Source organism: Marinobacter sp. PE14, assembly GCF_053566155.1.
The window spans coordinates 152,477-168,003 of record NZ_JBQXNY010000005.1 but is presented as its reverse complement, the minus strand read 5'-3'; the positions used below and the strand labels follow the sequence as shown (position 1 = coordinate 168,003).

Sequence of the window (15,527 nt, the reverse complement as noted above, 5' to 3'; positions counted from 1 at the left end):
CCATGGTCAGTAATGCAATGCCAGAACGAAACAACGAAGGCTTTCTTGAAGACGCCCAGGCTTGGACGGAAGGTGTCGCCACCGCCATCGCTGCCGAGGACGAGATGGATCTCACAGAAAACCACTGGGAAATCATACGGTTTCTTCGGTCTTTTTATAAAGAGCATGAAATGTCGCCACCCTCTAACCGCCTGTTTGTGAAGGCGGTCAAAGAAGCGCTCGGTGAGGATAAGGGGAACAGTATCTATCTTATGCAGCTGTTTCCCGGCACCCCTGCAAAGACCGCCTGCAGGATTGCGGGTCTGCCGAGGCCGACTAACTGCCTTTAGAGTTCTTTGAGACAGTGCCGTCCGCCTGCCTTTTGCGTTCCAGGTCGGCGGCACTGCCAAGGAAGCTGCTCAGGCCGTTCTCAAACAGGCCAGAGCCGAATTTCAGGAACTGGCGGGTCGATTCTTTCACCGTACCGTCAAGAGCGCTTTCTGGCAGTTCCCGGATGGTATCGGCCACACCCTTTTTCACACCGCGTGTCACCGCCGGCTCGATTCCACGGCTGGCCTCAATCAGTTCCGCCACCCTGGCATCAAGGTATGGACGCACCACGAAACGCCAGAACCCCCAGAGGGTGACAAGCACGGCACCAACGGTTGCAAGAATCTGGATTGTCAGTGTTAACCAAAAAGGCATGGCCTTCCTCCTTGTACTCCCGATAACGGGACGCACTCCGGCTAAAGATTCAAATAGCTCAGGGACAGGAACTGAAGCAATCCTGCCAGGGCCCCGAAAATACCGCCCACGATCATCAACTGAACTTCCTCTTCCCGGAACGCTGGGCGAAGGATGTCCTGAAACTCATCGGGTTTTAGCGCTTTCATCTGGCCGGACAGAACCTCTGCCACTACCGGCGCCCGTTCCCGGTTGAAGGCCGGGTCACTGAACACGTCACGGGTAGCCAACACCGCCTTCTGGTTCATGGCTTTTTTGAGTTCCGTATAACCGGTCATACCAACGGTGACCTGAGCGGTCAGCTTCATGATGACAGAATTGTCGAGCAGTGGCCGAAGGTGTTTCTGGATGATTGCACGTGTCCTGTCGCCATGGCTCCCGTTAATCATGGCATCGGCAACCTTTTCGACCGTAATCAGCTCTTCAGCGACCAACTTTGCCCAGACATCACTGATCTCCGGTTGCCTGCGCAGAAACAGCCCCTGGATTTTCCAGAACAGAAACCGACGGGGCCTGAGTGGCGCAAAGATCAGGTTGATCGCAATCCAGTTGGTTACAAACCCGACCACAAAGCCCCCCAATGGCAGCAGCCAGGGCTCCGGGTAGCGCGTCCATAAAGGGACAAGGATGGCTCCCAGAATGCCGCCGATAATCGCGCCACGGTTGATCACGGATTGCAGCTCCACCGCACCGGCTTGCTGGAAGATCCGGTTCATCATATCCGGATGCTTCTCCAATTCCCGGCTGAGTAGCACCTTGAGATCCACCAACTCATCCAGATCGTCGCCGAAGTCCTCAACCAGCTCCTCTACCCTGGACGGCAACTGCTCACGGGCCCACTGATAAATCCGGTTTCTTACAAACAAAGGCAGGTTGTCCCAGAGAACGGGCTGAATCTCGTACATAACTTCATCAATGTACTCATCCATCCGCGGGGTCACCTGGGAAATAACCTGCTCAACAATGCGCTGGGGTTCGAGCTTTTGGTAAACGGCGTTCAGATCGCCGAACTGCTGAAGCGTCCTGTCTATGCAGATATGCGCCATTTTTTCCGCCTTGCGGGGAATCACCCCCTGCCACCCGACCAGGCCCACGCCGATGAACTGCACCGGATAGAAGGACATCTGGATGGCAAGCCAGTTGGTCAGCCATCCAACAACGGCCGCCATGATAGGCACTGACAGTAGCGCAACGTCGAACAAGTTTGACCCCGGTGTAAGAGTGTAATTCGTTTTAAGCCAGTAATGGTGCCGTTAACGGACAGACAGGATAGTGCCTGCCTGCAGTTGCTGTGTATGCGACAAATGATGCAGTAATTGAAATGTCACAACATTGGCCGAGCAGCCATGGCGATGACGGTAATGCGGCAGGCCGGGATAGGCACCGCGCCCCGGAGGACGCGGTAAACCGGGCAGGATGGCCTTACTGGTAGTAGGCGTTTTCAGTATAGGAGTGGTCGGTTACATCACGCACGGCAGTGATTTCCGGTACGCGCTCCCTCAGGGTTGTTTCAACGCCCTGCTTCAGGGTCAGACTGACCGCAGAGCAGCCCTGACAGCCACCACCGAAACGCAGCACAGCCACGGATTCGTCGACAATCTCGACAAGAGATACCTCGCCACCATGGGCCGCCAGGTTCGGATTGATCTCAGAAGCCAGAATGTAATTCACCCGATCCGGCAGTGGCGCATCGTCATCAATCTTTGGCACTTTTGCGTTCGGTGCCTTGATGGTGAGCTGACCACCCATCTGATCCTTGGAGTAATCCACGTAGGCCTCTTCCAGGAAGGGTACGGAATTGTGATCCAGATACAGGGTGAATTTGTCCAGATCCACCTGCTCGTCCGTGGGTACTACTTCATTGGGCGGGCAGTAGGCCAGACAGGTTTCGGCGTTCTTAGTGCCGGGCTGGGTCACGAATATACGCACACCCATGCCTTCAACGTCCTGTTTTTCGATAAGTTGTGCAAGATAATCCCGTGCGGGATCTGTCACAGTAACCTGAGCCATGTTTTCAACCCGTTTGAAAGTTTGGATTCATTTTAAGGGAGTTCTCGGGAACATGAAAGACCAAGTAAAATAGTCGGGCTTTACGGAGGTAATGAATTTCCCGTATTGGCAGGTATTTGCAGTAGGCAATTGATAATCGTCATTCGTACTAAGACGGGCTCGGGCAATTTTGCTATGATCCCGCGCCATTGAATTTAATACCGCGTTCTTAACGACATCCGGAAGTAAACCTATGACCGATCGCACCACCCGTCTCGACCAGCTCCATAAGGCCCTGCAGGAACGCATTGTGATCCTTGATGGCGGCATGGGCACCATGATCCAGAATCTCAAGCTGGACGAGAAGGCGTTCCGTGGCGATCGGTTTGCCGACTACGAGCGGGAAGTCCAGGGCAACAACGACCTGCTGAACCTGACCCAGCCCGCCCTGCTCCGCAACATCCACGCGGACTACCTGGACGCCGGTGCGGACATTATCGAGACCAACACCTTTAACTCCACCCAGCTGTCCCAGGCGGACTATGGGCTGGAAGCGATTGCCAGGGAACTGAACGTGGCCGCAGCCGAACTGGCCCGGCAGATCGCCGACGAGTACACCGCGAAAAACCCCGAAAAGCCGCGATTTGTCGCCGGTGCCGTTGGGCCCACATCGCGAACGGCCTCCATTTCGCCGGACGTGAACAACCCGGGCTACCGGAATGTCGATTTCCAGACCCTCGTCGATAACTACTATGAGGCGGTCGAAGGCCTGGTTGAGGGTGGCTGTGACCTGATCCTGATCGAGACCATTTTCGATACCCTCAACGCCAAGGCCGCGATCTACGCCACTCAGCAGTACTTTGAAGACAGTGGCATCACCCTACCGATCATGATTTCCGGCACCATTACGGATGCCTCCGGGCGCACACTCTCCGGCCAGACCACCGAAGCCTTCTGGAACTCCGTGGCGCACGCCAACCCCATCTCCGTGGGCCTGAACTGTGCACTGGGTGCCGACGCCCTACGCCCCTATGTGGAAGAGCTGTCGGCCAAGGCGGAAACCTATGTCAGCGCCCACCCGAACGCCGGTCTTCCCAACGAGTTTGGTGAATACGATCAGACACCCGAGGAAATGGCCGAGATTATCGAAGGCTTCGCACGTGACGGCTTCCTGAACATCATAGGTGGCTGCTGCGGCTCACGTCCGGACCACATCGAGGCGATTGCCCAGGCGGTCTCCAAGTACCCACCCCGGAAAATTCCCGAGCGCCCGAAGGCATTGCGCCTGTCCGGCCTTGAGCCGTTCACTGGTGACGACAACGTCCTGTTCATCAACGTGGGTGAGCGAACCAACGTCACCGGCTCCAAGCGTTTCCTGCGCCTGATCAAGGAAGAACAGTACGAAGAAGCCCTCAGTGTTGCCCGGGACCAGGTTGAAAACGGTGCCCAGATTATCGACATCAATATGGATGAGGGCATGCTGGAGTCGAAGGAGGTGATGGTCACCTTCCTGAACCTTGTCGCCTCCGAGCCAGATATCTCGCGGGTGCCGGTCATGATCGACTCCTCCAAGTGGGATGTGATTGAGGCGGGCCTGCGCTGTATTCAGGGCAAGGCGGTGGTGAACTCGATCAGTCTCAAGGAAGGCGAAGAGGAATTCATCAAGCGCGCCAACGACTGTATGCGCTACGGCGCCGCTGTGGTCGTGATGGCCTTTGATGAACAGGGCCAGGCAGACACCTACGAACGCAAGACCGAAATCTGCAAGCGCTCCTACGACGTCCTGACCGGGATCGGCTTCAACCCCGCCGATATCATTTTCGATCCGAACATCTTCGCCATTGCCACCGGCATTGAGGAACACAACAACTACGCGGTGGATTTCATCAACGCCACTCGCTGGATTCGGAAAAACCTGCCTCATGCCTCCATTTCCGGCGGTGTGAGCAACGTGTCCTTCTCGTTCCGGGGCAACGACGTGGTCCGGGAGGCCATCCACTCGGTGTTCCTCTACCACGCCATCAAGGCCGGTATGAACATGGGCATCGTGAACCCCGGCCAGCTGGTGATCTACGACGAGATCGATCCGGAGCTCAAAGAGCTGGTTGAAGATGTTGTTCTGAACCGCCGTGATGATTCCACCGACCGGCTCCTTGAGATCGCCGAACGCTACAAAGGCAAAGGCGGAAAAACCCAGGAGGAAGACCTGGCCTGGCGTGAATGGCCTGTGGAGAAGCGCCTGGAACATGCACTGGTCAAGGGCATTACCACCTACATCGTGGACGACACCGAAGCCTGTCGCCAGAGGGCCACGCACCCAATCGAGGTCATTGAAGGCCCGTTGATGGATGGCATGAACGTGGTCGGAGACCTCTTCGGCGATGGCAAGATGTTCCTGCCCCAGGTGGTCAAGAGCGCCCGCGTTATGAAACAGGCGGTTGCACACCTGATTCCCTACATCGAAGCGGAAAAAACCGAAGACCAGAAAGCCAAGGGCAAGATCCTCATGGCCACGGTGAAGGGCGATGTCCATGATATCGGCAAGAACATCGTAGGCGTGGTGCTACAGTGCAACAACTATGAGGTGATCGACCTGGGTGTAATGGTGCCCTGCGACAAAATCCTTGCCGCCGCAAAAGAACATGATGTCGACATTATCGGCCTCAGTGGGCTGATCACGCCGTCTCTGGACGAAATGGTGCACGTGGCCCGCGAGATGCAAAGACTGGATTTCAACATTCCGTTGATGATCGGTGGCGCAACAACCTCCAAGGCGCATACTGCGGTAAAAATCGAGCCCCAGTTTAAGAACGACATTGCCCTGTACGTGTCGGACGCATCCCGCTGCGTGAACGTAGCATCCCAGCTTCTGAGCAAGAATGCGAAGCCGAAGTTTGTGGAAGGCGCCCGTACGGAATATGACGAGATCCGCGAGCGTCGCAAAAACCGGGGTGACCGGACCAAGCTGGTTTCCCTGACGGAAGCCCGCGATCGCGCCCCGGACATCTCCTTCGAAGGCTACCAGCCTCCAAAGCCGGCATTCACCGGCGTCCGGGTGTTCGAGGAATATGACCTCAACGAGCTGGTGGATTACATCGACTGGACGCCGTTCTTCATGTCCTGGGATATTTCCGGCAAGTACCCGGCCATTTTTGATGACCCGAAGCGTGGCGAGGCGGCTCGCAACCTCTTTGACGATGCCCAGAAGATTCTGCATCGGATGATTGATGAAAAGCGGGTCTCTGCCCGTGGCGTCATCGGTTTCTGGCCAGCCAACCGCCGCGGTGACGATGTCGTACTGTACACCGACGAGTCCTGCACCGAGGAGCTGACTACCCTGCACCACCTCCGTCAGCAGGATGAAAAGGCACCGGGCAAGCCCATGATGGCGTTATCGGATTTCGTGGCGCCTGAAGGCGCCAACACGGTGGACTACGTGGGCGGTTTCGCGGTTACCACCGGCATTGGTGCTGAAGAATTCTCGGTTGAGTTCAAGGATGCCAACGACGACTACAACGCCATCATGGTCAAGGCGTTGGCCGACCGCCTGGCAGAGGCTTTTGCTGAGCGGATGCACGAGCGGGTTCGCCAGGAGTTCTGGGGCTATGCTGCCGATGAAAAGCTGGCCAACGATGACCTGATCAAGGAAAGGTACCGCGGAATACGCCCGGCACCCGGCTATCCGGCGTGTCCGGACCACACGGAGAAGGCAACCCTGTTCAACTTGCTCGAGGCCACTGATACCGCAGGCATCGAGCTGACCGAACATTTTGCCATGTTCCCGACCGCTGCTGTGTCCGGCTGGTACTTTGCACACCCGGAATCCAAGTATTTTGCGGTAGGGAAAATTGGCGCTGACCAGGTTGAGGACTATGCTGAACGCAAAGGCATTTCCAAGGCCGAGGCAGAACGCTGGCTTGCGCCAAGCCTGGCGTACGATCCGGCAGAGTAAGCTTCGGGTGAGCAGAGATCGGGGGCGGATGTATGACGGAATCTTCAGAAGCGGAAAAACGGGAAGAGAAGAAGCCGCGTGGACCTGGCGTTTTGAAAGTCATGCAGAGCATACTTGCCGGCGCGTTCGGAGTTCAGTCCGACAAGCGCCGGGAAGAGGACTTTTCAAGCCATAGCCCCTGGCCCTACATCATCGCCGGCATTCTGTTTACTGCCAGCTTTGTTGTGGGCCTGATCGTTATTGTAAATCTGGTCCTGGCGAGCCAGTAGGCTACTGGCCAGCCACCCAGACCACCGCGAAAGCCACGGCAAGAACCACCAGCAGCACGGCGGCAACGGCATCGGCCTGACTGTCAGATCGTGCGGTCTTTTTCATGTCTGCTCCTCTTTCCGAGTTTTTTGTCTCGTGTTTTTCTTGTTATCACGGCAGCAGCACACGCTGGTGCCGTCGTTCTTAAGTTAAGCAGTTAATTGATATTCGTCCAGTCCCTTGTTCCTTATGCTTATCGCCTGAGTCGATAAACATATTTTGAAATAATCATTTTAAGAATAAAAACCCGCTGTTATCCTTCCCGTCAGATATAAGGCCGTCGGCCTGGATACGTCGCTTTCAAGCAGGATCTTCCCACTATGTACGTATACGATGAACACGATCGGCAAATGGCTGCCGAGAGGGTTGCCCAATTCCGTGACCAGACCGAAAGGGCGCTGGCCGGAGAGTTGGCTGAAGACGAGTTTCTTCCCCTTCGCCTGCAGAACGGCCTGTACGTTCAGCGTCTTGCCCCCATGCTCAGGATCTGTGTTCCTTACGGCATGATGCGCTCGGACCAGCTTCGCCGGCTTGCCCGAATCACTCGGGACTACGACAAAGGCTATGCGCACTTCACCACACGCCAGAATGTTCAGCTTAACTGGCCGGCGCTGGAAGACGTTCCCGACATCCTTGCGGAACTTGCGGAAGTGGAAATGCATGCAAACCAGACCAGCGGTAACTGCATTCGTAACACCACTACGGACCAGTTCTCTGGGGTTCAGTCTGATGAGATCGCTGATCCACGCCCCTACTGTGAGATTATTCGGCAGTGGTCTACATTCCACCCGGAATTCGCCTTTCTGCCACGCAAATTCAAGGTTGCCGTGAATGCGTCCGAGCATACGGATCGCGCAGCCATCCAGGTGCACGACATCGGTCTGCAAATGGTACGCAATGACGCTGGCGAACTCGGCTTCCGTGTTCATGTTGGCGGTGGCCTCGGCCGCACGCCCATGGTCGGACCGGTTATCCGTGAGTTCCTTCCGGAACTGGACCTGCTGACCTACCTGGAAGCGGTGCTCCGGGTCTATAACCGCTATGGTCGGCGCGACAACAAGTTCAAGGCCCGAATCAAAATTCTGGTGAAGGCGCTCACCCCTGAGGGATTTGCCGAGAAGGTTGAAGCCGAGTGGCAGCACCTCAAGGATTCCCCCACCCGACTGACACCCGAGGCGGTTCAACGTATTCAGGCGTACTTTACCGAGCCGGATTACGCCGCGGTGGACAATGCCACAGATCTGCTGGCCAGCCAGCGGTTCGAGAATCGCGGCTTCGACCAGTGGCTTACCCACAATGTGGACACCCACAAAAAGCCGGGCTATGCCATCGTCACCATGACCATGAAAAAGACTGGTACTCCTCCAGGTGATGTCAGCGACAAACAACTGGAGCAGATTGCCGATCTGGCAGACGAGTTCAGCTTTGGCGAAATCCGGGTAACTCACCAGCAGAATGTGGTGCTGGCCGATGTGCGTCAGGACCGGCTACTTGAACTGTGGCAGGCGATCACACCCATGGGCTTTGGCACCGCGAACCTGAATACCCTGACGGACGTAATCTGCTGCCCCGGTGGCGATTACTGCGCGCTGGCCAATGCCAAGTCCATTCCGGTGGCCGAGGCCATCCAGCGGCAGTTCGATGATCTGGACTACCTGTACGACCTTGGCAACATTGATCTGAACATCTCAGGCTGCATGAATGCCTGCGGTCACCACCATGTCGGCAATATCGGCGTTCTCGGTGTCGACAAGAAGGGCCAGGAGTTCTATCAGATCAGCCTTGGCGGTTCGTCCCATCATGACGCCTCGATTGGCAAGATCCTGGGACCGTCGTTTGCCCGGGATGAAATGCCTCAGGTGATTTCCAAAATCATTGATGTCTACGTGGATAAGCGCACGGAAGAAGAGACCTTCCTGGATACTTATCGGCGTGTAGGAATTGATCCTTTCAAGGAGCGGGTATATGCCTAACATTATTTCCCCGGATGGCAGCATCCGTCAGGACAACTGGGTTGTGGTCCCCCGCCCGGCCGAAGGCGAATCACTGGATGTTCCGACCGACCAGCCGGCGTTGATCCCTGCGGATCTCTGGCTGGCAGGCTATGAGCACTTCACCGGGCGGCAGGAGATTGGCGTCTGGTTCGACAGCCACGACGAGCCGGAGATTCTGGACGGTCGGGTGAACGAATTGCCGGTGATCGCTGTGAATTTTCCGAAGTTCAGTGACGGGCGTGGTTACAGCATTGGCCGGCTACTGCGTGAGCGTTTCGGCTTTGAGAACGAGCTTCGGGCCATCGGCGACGTGCTGCTGGATCAGCTGCAGTTCATGAAGCGCTGCGGGTTCGACGCCTACGTGCTGCGCGCGGATAAGGACATCACCAAGGCCCAGAAGTGCCTGAACTTCTTCAGTCAGGGCTACCAGGCCGCTACCGACACTGACATTCCGCTTTTCCGGCGTCGGGCGTCTTAGTTATCAAGCTTTAGAGTACTGTAGGTCGGATTAGGCAAAGCCGTAATCCGACAAACAGCACCAACCGGAAAGAATTACCTGGAGTGATCCAAAACAATCTTGCCGGCTGATTCGCCTTTCAAGAACGCCTTAAGCGCCCCATCGAGCTCACCGCGACCGATATCACGAGCGGAAGCCTCGGTCTTCGGACACGCCCACTCCCCGGCGAATTTCTTCCATACGGCTTCTTTCTCTGGCAGGGGAATCTCTACCGAATCCACACCCAGCAGATTCACGCCTCGCAGGATAAACGGCAGCACGGTGGTCTGAAGGCCCGGACCGGCTACGAGACCACAACAGGATACTGAGCCACCAGGCTTGATCTGCTTGAGCAGTTCGGCCAATGGGCCACCACCCACCGTATCGACAGCGTTGGCAAATGCCGGTTTAACGAGGGGTTTCTTTTCCTCGGCCAGGGTTTCACGACCCACAACTTCTTTAGCCCCGAGAGCTTTGAGATCGTCTGCATGATCGGCCTTGCCGCTTATGGCAACGACGTCGAACCCAAGCTTGGCAAGCAGTTCCACCGCAACGGTGCCAACGGCACCGGAGGCTCCTGAAACAGCGACTTTGCCCTGCTCCGGTTTGGCGCCCATAGTCAGAAGCTTCTGAACACAGAGACCGGCGGTGAGACCGGCGGTGCCATAGATCATAGCGGTACGGGCGTTCCAGCCTTCGGGCATGGGAACGCACCAGGCGGCAGGTACGCGGATGTATTCGCCAAAGCCACCGTCGGTATTCATGCCCAGGTCGTAACCGGTCACGATAACCGGACTGCCGTTCGAGGGTGTGCCAGTGGCGGATTCAACAACTTCCCCTGCTGCGTCAATACCCGGAGTATGAGGAAAAGAACGGGTAACGCCCTTGTTGCCGGAAGCCGACAGCGCATCCTTGTAGTTAAGAGAAGAGTGGCTTACCCGTAGCAGGATGTCGCCATCCGGAAGGTCGCCAGTACTGAGAGACTTTTCGGCACCGACATACTCGCCGTTCTGCTCTTCAACGCGCCAGGCTTTGAATTCGGAATTGGTTGTCATCATTAGTCTCCGCTTTAAGTGGTCTACTGGAACTTCTGGTTGCGGAAGGCGCCCAGGACTTTCCAGACGGTGTGTTCAAGCGCCGAACTGGTGGCCAATCCGAGTTTTTCCGGAAGGGTCCGTTTGCGCTGGTATGCCACTGAGACTACGTCTGCCCGGTCGCAGGCTTCAATGAGATATTCGTCGGAGGTCTTGATCTCGTCGATCAGTTTCACCTCAAGCGCCCGCTTGCCAAACCAAATATCTCCATTGGCAACGACTGCAATGTCCAGATCCGGCCGGCGTTCGCTGACATACTCTTTGAAAAGACCGTGAGTGTCCTCAAGATCTTCCAGAAATTTCTGACGCCCTTTGTCGGTGTTCTCACCGAAGATGGTCATAGTGCGTTTGTGCTCGCCGGCCGTCAGCACTTCGAAGTCGACATCGTTTTTCTTTAGAAAACGATGAAAATTAGGAAGCTGAGCAACCACGCCAATAGAACCCAGAATGGCAAACGGCGATGCAACAATCCGGTCAGCAACACAGGCCATCATGTAACCACCGCTGGCCGCGACCTTGTCGACACAAGCAGTGAGGCGTACACCTTTGCTACGAATTCGATCTAGCTGGGCGGCTGCAAGGCCATAGGAGTGGACCAGTCCTCCGCCGCTTTCCAGGCGGATAACAACTTCGTCTTTTTCCGGATCAGCGATGCTCAATACGGCGGTAATGGCACGGCGAAGCGGATCTGTGTCGCTGGCCTTGATATCGCCGTCGAAATCCAGGACGTAAACACGACCACGGCTGTCTTCCTGCTCGCTGATATCTTTCCTGGCCTTAGCCGCCTTTTTCTCCGCCTTCTCTTCTTTCTTCCGGGCCTTCTGAAACGCCTTGCGTTGCTGATCAGACATCAGCCGAGACTGAATCGATTCACGCAGTTTCTCGTATTTCTCGTTGAGTTTTTTGATCTTCAGCTCTCCCTCGCCCTCATGATCGCCCCGATCCTTCTGGGCGGCAGACATGATGACAGAGATCACCACCAGGGCCGCCACCACGAAAGTAACGATCTTGGCTAAAAACAAACCGTATTCTGTCAGGAACTCCAAAGTGCTTCTCCAACTGGATGTATAAAGGCAAAAGTGTAACTTACCGAATTTAGGGTGATAAGGAGAGGAAAAAAATTAAAACAAGCGTTCGATCGACCTTGACAGAAACGACCACTCACCATAAAGTCGGATTGCGAGGTCGGCTCTACCCGGGCACCCGATCAGGCTCGTGCAGCCAGGGACATCAAGCCGTCGTGATCATGACTAGACAACCACCAAAAGGGTAAAACAATGTCTGTAGCTCAGGTATTTGAACAACTCGAACAGAATTTCAACGCAGACGCAGCTCAAGGCCTGGACCTGGTATTCCAGTTCGACATCGAAGACGACAAGACCTATCACCTCGTCATCAATGACGGCACCTGCAAGAAACACGAAGGCGCGCATGACGATCCTTCTGTTACCCTGATCATGAACTCCGAAACACTGCAGGGCATCGTCTCCGGCGAGACGGACGGCATGCAGGCTTTCATGGCAGGTCAGCTGCGCGCCGAAGGCGACATGATGCTGGCAACCAAGCTGGGCGAACTGTTCAAGATGGGCTGATTGCTTCCGGCAAAACAAAAAAAAGCCTGCGTTCCGACGCAGGCTTTTTTTTGTGCCCGGGATTCTATTGATTCCAGAACTGCACGGCCTCCCTCGCCTGCTCGTTAACCGGAACGGCCGCCAGACCCGAGGACGAAAGCTTTACTTCGAAAACAGCCCCATCCCGCATTGGCATGAAGGTCATGCTCCCGTCCACGGCATCCACAAACGGCAAGTTCAGTTGACGGCCCCACCGCCAGAGATCCGGCCAGATCTCTTCAGACAGCTTAATAGCTGTCCTCGGCGCCGACCGCTCCTGCTCGAGGGACGTGTAACGCCCGCTCAATTGCTCAAGCCGGTACCCGGGAGCGATATCAAGCCAACGGAATGGTCCGGTAAACCGGATGATCCTGGCGTCAATTTGCCATTGATCGCCCTGCAGCGTTCTAACCACGGACAACCCATCCTGGCTTTGGAGGGAAACCTGCCAGATCTGTTCGGCCTGTCGCTGGGTGGAGATGCTTGCCGCGGTCTGCAAGCCTACCAGTGACTGATAACTGGTCAGATTTACCGCAATAACGAGGACATATAACCCGGCCAGAATGACACCGAAAACCGCCGTTCCTTTAATCCAGGTGAGTAACCAACGGGGATGCCTGAAAAACAGCAGGCCCGCTATAACCATCACGAGGCCGGCAGCGGCCAGTACAATGGTAGCGAGCGTATGGGACATGGAACTACAAACCTACATCGTCCAGCGACGATTCAGCGAGTTTGAGTAGATCTACGTTGCGGTCTTCGCTTTTGCCGATACTCTCGATGTAGTACTCCAGCGAAGTCAGAGCGTCCGCCAGCGCCTCGAGCACCTGGGCTGCCGGTGCTTCCTTCGCATCCAGCAAGCGCTCCTGGATTGAAGCCGCAACTCGCTCCAGCACACCGGCGGCTCCGGGATCATTCACCATTTGCAAGCCACCCCAGATGCTGTGCAGGGTTGCAGGCAGATTGGCCAGATGCAGTTTGTCGTAGTCTGATTCAATAAAGGCGGTGATTGCGCGCTTTGCCAGGGTCAATGCCCCACGGGCTTCATCAGCCACCACATAGAGCGCCTCACGGAGGTATACAGACTCCTCTCGCTTGCGTTCGCCGCCGGCCAGCGCATCGGTTTCGGAGGTGATGCCCCGGGTCACAATCTGCATCACGGCATCTTCGATTCCGAGGACGGAATCGGCGAGTCGGTACAGTTCATCATCACCGGGCAGGCGGGATTCTGCTTCCCAACCCCGAAGTTTGCTCGCCTCTTCTCTTGAAACGCCCGCCAGCTTGTTCAGGTCAAGCATCACCAGCGTGTTGGCCAGTCGTTCCAGGGCATCGGCAATGGAAGACAGCTCCGCCAGATCCGGCTCGATACCGCGCTCAATGATGTCCAGTTTGTCTTTCAACTGGTTCAGTTCATCCTGCAGGGCTTCTGACAGGGATTTGAGGACATCAGTGCCAGGACCGTACAACCTGCGCGCATGGGCCTCCAGCATGGAATCCGGAAAATCCGCCGGCGCGAGATGGTAGGCGGACAACACCTCAGTAGCTTCAGGGTTAGCCGACCCGCTGCGGTACAGCAGGTAAACCAGATCCCGGATCAGCGAATCCGGCGCGTCTTTGCCAGTGGCAACCTTGCCCACGTAAACCACTTCCCGGGCATATTTCTCGATCCGCATGAACATGCGCTTGCGGGCCTTGTTAAAGACCATGGCACGATCAAGCATGGTATCTGCAACAATGCCGACGAGGCACCACATCTGCCCCATGGGCGCGCCCTGGCAAAGGCGCGCAAGCCCTCTCGAAGCGCGGCCAATCAATTTCTTGTTCACCACATCGTTCCGGTCGCGAAGAATTCCCAAAAGCGCCACCTGGAAGGTCAGGCGCATGCGACGCGCCATGACTTCGTAATCCGCCTCATTGCCCTCAAACGGCTGCAATGACAAACCGGCACAAAAATCCGGCCTCTCTTTGACATCGACATCAAAAAAACACGATTCGGGATAGGGTTTTTCCCGGCGGGCCTCTCGGAGGTCATTGATCACGGGAAGCAACAACTCAGGATGGTCTTCCCGCTGCTGATGGTAGTACTCGACATAGCGACGGAGAATAAACAGTGCGCTGTTAAGGGTAGTAAGAAGGATGTTTTTGTCGTCATTGGCGCCAACGGGAACGTCGTTGGCCATGGTTACCGCTTCCTGGCAAAGCAGGGTTCCGCCCCGCAGCTCCACCAGAATGAAAATGCCCCGCAACTGGTTGATAAAATCAACACAGTTCTGGAGATCCTCCCCCCTTTCGCGGTTTTCCTGAAAGCGTTCAAGGCTGGATTCTGCCTGCTTGATGGTCTGCTCTATTTCACTTTTGACCAGATCAAACGACTGCGATTTCGTCGCGAGAGACGACTGAACCATAAACGCTTCCCGTTAATGTTGCGGAGACTACCGCATCCTCTTTGGTGGTCACTGGTCCGGCTGTCGCGTACCAGGCCTTTTTGTTCTGGGCCGGTTAACCCCTTTTCCGGCCAAAGCCAGTTCGCAAAAAACTGGCGAACTTATCATTACTTATAACATAAAACTCAAGTACCTCAAGAAAGGCGGAATGTAACATTTGGTACAGCCCGACCCAGTTCTCATTCCTGGCTCTGGAGTTTACCCCACACGGTTTCGCCCGCCTGTTTTTCAAGCAGGGACATGAACTCTTCGTGGGCTTCGGTCTCTGAGCTGGAAGCACGAACCACCGACAGAGGCGCTCTGTCAGAAGGGAGCCTCCGAATTCCGCCGTTACCGCCACCGTTCTCGGATCCGGCATCCAGTGACAGCGCGGTCTGGCCCCCGGTAAGTAGCAGGTACACATCGGCCAGGATCTCCGCATCCAGCAAGGCGCCGTGGAGGTCGCGGTTGCTGTTGTCCACGCCGTAGCGCTTGCAGAGCGCATCCAGGTTGTTCTTCTGCCCCGGGTGGCGGGCCCTTGCGATGGCGAGGGAGTCGACGATTCCGCAGTGGTCCGCGGTTTTCCGCACCGGCTTGAGGCGGGCAAATTCCGAGTCCATGAAGCCGACGTCGAACGCAGCGTTATGGATAACCAGCTCGGCGCCCTTGATGAACTCAAAAAACTCGTCGGCGATTTCGGCGAAACGGGGTTTGTCGGTGAGGAACTCGTTGGTGATGCCGTGAATGGTGATCGCCTCGGCCTCTACTTCCCGATCCGGGTTGATGTAAACGTGGTAGTTGCGGCCGGTGAGTTGGCGCTCCATCAATTCAACACAACCGATCTCGATGATCCGGTGACCCTCTGCCGGGTCGATACCCGTGGTTTCTGTATCCAGTACGATCTGTCTCATTGCCTGTACCTGGTTATCTGTATTTA

Annotated in this window: 14 protein-coding genes; 6 read left to right on the top strand and 8 right to left on the bottom strand. The window is 56.0% G+C overall.

Annotation, left to right across the window (positions count from 1 at the left end):
- The first annotated feature begins 2 nt into the window (after positions 1 to 2).
- The gene (locus tag ACWJ62_RS16765; protein ID WP_449287222.1) at positions 3 to 329 is read left to right on the top strand and encodes a TusE/DsrC/DsvC family sulfur relay protein; all 327 of its coding nucleotides are present in this window, start codon (positions 3 to 5) and stop codon (positions 327 to 329) included.
- On the opposite strand, the gene ACWJ62_RS16760 is transcribed toward ACWJ62_RS16765, so the two are convergent.
- The 3 genes from ACWJ62_RS16760 to nfuA form a co-directional block, all read right to left on the bottom strand.
- Positions 316 to 684, bottom strand: coding sequence for a hypothetical protein (locus ACWJ62_RS16760; RefSeq protein ID WP_449287221.1), 369 nt, complete (start codon positions 682 to 684; stop codon positions 316 to 318). The genes ACWJ62_RS16765 and ACWJ62_RS16760 overlap by 14 nt on opposite strands.
- 41 nt (positions 685 to 725) lie before the next feature.
- Positions 726 to 1,892, bottom strand: a complete 1,167-nt coding sequence (locus ACWJ62_RS16755; RefSeq protein ID WP_449287220.1) for a DUF445 domain-containing protein — start codon at positions 1,890 to 1,892, stop codon at positions 726 to 728.
- A gap of 253 nt (positions 1,893 to 2,145) precedes the next feature.
- Positions 2,146 to 2,733, bottom strand: a complete 588-nt coding sequence (gene nfuA, locus ACWJ62_RS16750; RefSeq protein WP_088828324.1) for a Fe-S biogenesis protein NfuA — start codon at positions 2,731 to 2,733, stop codon at positions 2,146 to 2,148.
- Between the two features lie 232 nt (positions 2,734 to 2,965).
- On the opposite strand from nfuA, the gene metH reads away from it, so the two are divergent.
- The 4 genes from metH (at position 2,966) to ACWJ62_RS16730 (ending at position 9,445) form a co-directional block, all read left to right on the top strand.
- Positions 2,966 to 6,664: a methionine synthase gene (gene metH / locus ACWJ62_RS16745; RefSeq protein ID WP_449287219.1), complete on the top strand. Its 3,699-nt coding sequence runs from the start codon at positions 2,966 to 2,968 to the stop codon at positions 6,662 to 6,664.
- A gap of 32 nt (positions 6,665 to 6,696) precedes the next feature.
- Positions 6,697 to 6,933: a DUF2970 domain-containing protein gene (locus ACWJ62_RS16740; RefSeq protein WP_449287218.1), complete on the top strand. Its 237-nt coding sequence runs from the start codon at positions 6,697 to 6,699 to the stop codon at positions 6,931 to 6,933.
- 360 nt (positions 6,934 to 7,293) lie between these two features.
- Positions 7,294 to 8,946, top strand: coding sequence for a nitrite/sulfite reductase (locus ACWJ62_RS16735; RefSeq protein ID WP_449287217.1), 1,653 nt, complete (start codon positions 7,294 to 7,296; stop codon positions 8,944 to 8,946).
- Entirely contained in the window at positions 8,939 to 9,445 is a 507-nt protein-coding gene (locus ACWJ62_RS16730) for a DUF934 domain-containing protein (protein WP_449287216.1), read from the top strand. The genes ACWJ62_RS16735 and ACWJ62_RS16730 overlap by 8 nt, the downstream gene beginning before the upstream one ends.
- Before the next feature lie 74 nt (positions 9,446 to 9,519).
- On the opposite strand, the gene ACWJ62_RS16725 is transcribed toward ACWJ62_RS16730, so the two are convergent.
- Complete coding sequence (locus tag ACWJ62_RS16725) at positions 9,520 to 10,518, bottom strand: YhdH/YhfP family quinone oxidoreductase (protein ID WP_449287215.1); 999 nt, start codon at positions 10,516 to 10,518, stop codon at positions 9,520 to 9,522.
- 23 nt (positions 10,519 to 10,541) lie between these two features.
- Complete coding sequence (gene sohB, locus ACWJ62_RS16720; RefSeq protein ID WP_449287214.1) at positions 10,542 to 11,603, bottom strand: protease SohB; 1,062 nt, start codon at positions 11,601 to 11,603, stop codon at positions 10,542 to 10,544.
- A 231-nt stretch (positions 11,604 to 11,834) separates the two neighbouring features.
- Between sohB and ACWJ62_RS16715 the strand changes: the two genes are divergently transcribed.
- Complete coding sequence (locus tag ACWJ62_RS16715; RefSeq protein WP_088557218.1) at positions 11,835 to 12,149, top strand: SCP2 sterol-binding domain-containing protein; 315 nt, start codon at positions 11,835 to 11,837, stop codon at positions 12,147 to 12,149.
- Positions 12,150 to 12,213: 64 nt separating this feature from the next.
- Here the strand turns inward: ACWJ62_RS16715 and ACWJ62_RS16710 are convergent, their stop codons facing one another.
- The 3 genes from ACWJ62_RS16710 to dnaQ all read right to left on the bottom strand — a co-directional run bounded on the left by ACWJ62_RS16710 (position 12,214) and on the right by dnaQ (position 15,501).
- On the bottom strand, positions 12,214 to 12,861 hold the full coding sequence (locus ACWJ62_RS16710) for a multidrug transporter (protein WP_449287213.1): 648 nt from the start codon (positions 12,859 to 12,861) through the stop codon (positions 12,214 to 12,216).
- A 4-nt stretch (positions 12,862 to 12,865) separates the two neighbouring features.
- Positions 12,866 to 14,572 (bottom strand): chemotaxis protein, encoded by a 1,707-nt coding sequence (locus ACWJ62_RS16705; RefSeq protein WP_449287212.1) that lies wholly within the window; start codon positions 14,570 to 14,572, stop codon positions 12,866 to 12,868.
- 218 nt (positions 14,573 to 14,790) lie between these two features.
- Entirely contained in the window at positions 14,791 to 15,501 is a 711-nt protein-coding gene (gene dnaQ, locus ACWJ62_RS16700) for a DNA polymerase III subunit epsilon (RefSeq protein ID WP_449287211.1), read from the bottom strand.
- Positions 15,502 to 15,527: the final 26 nt, after the last annotated feature.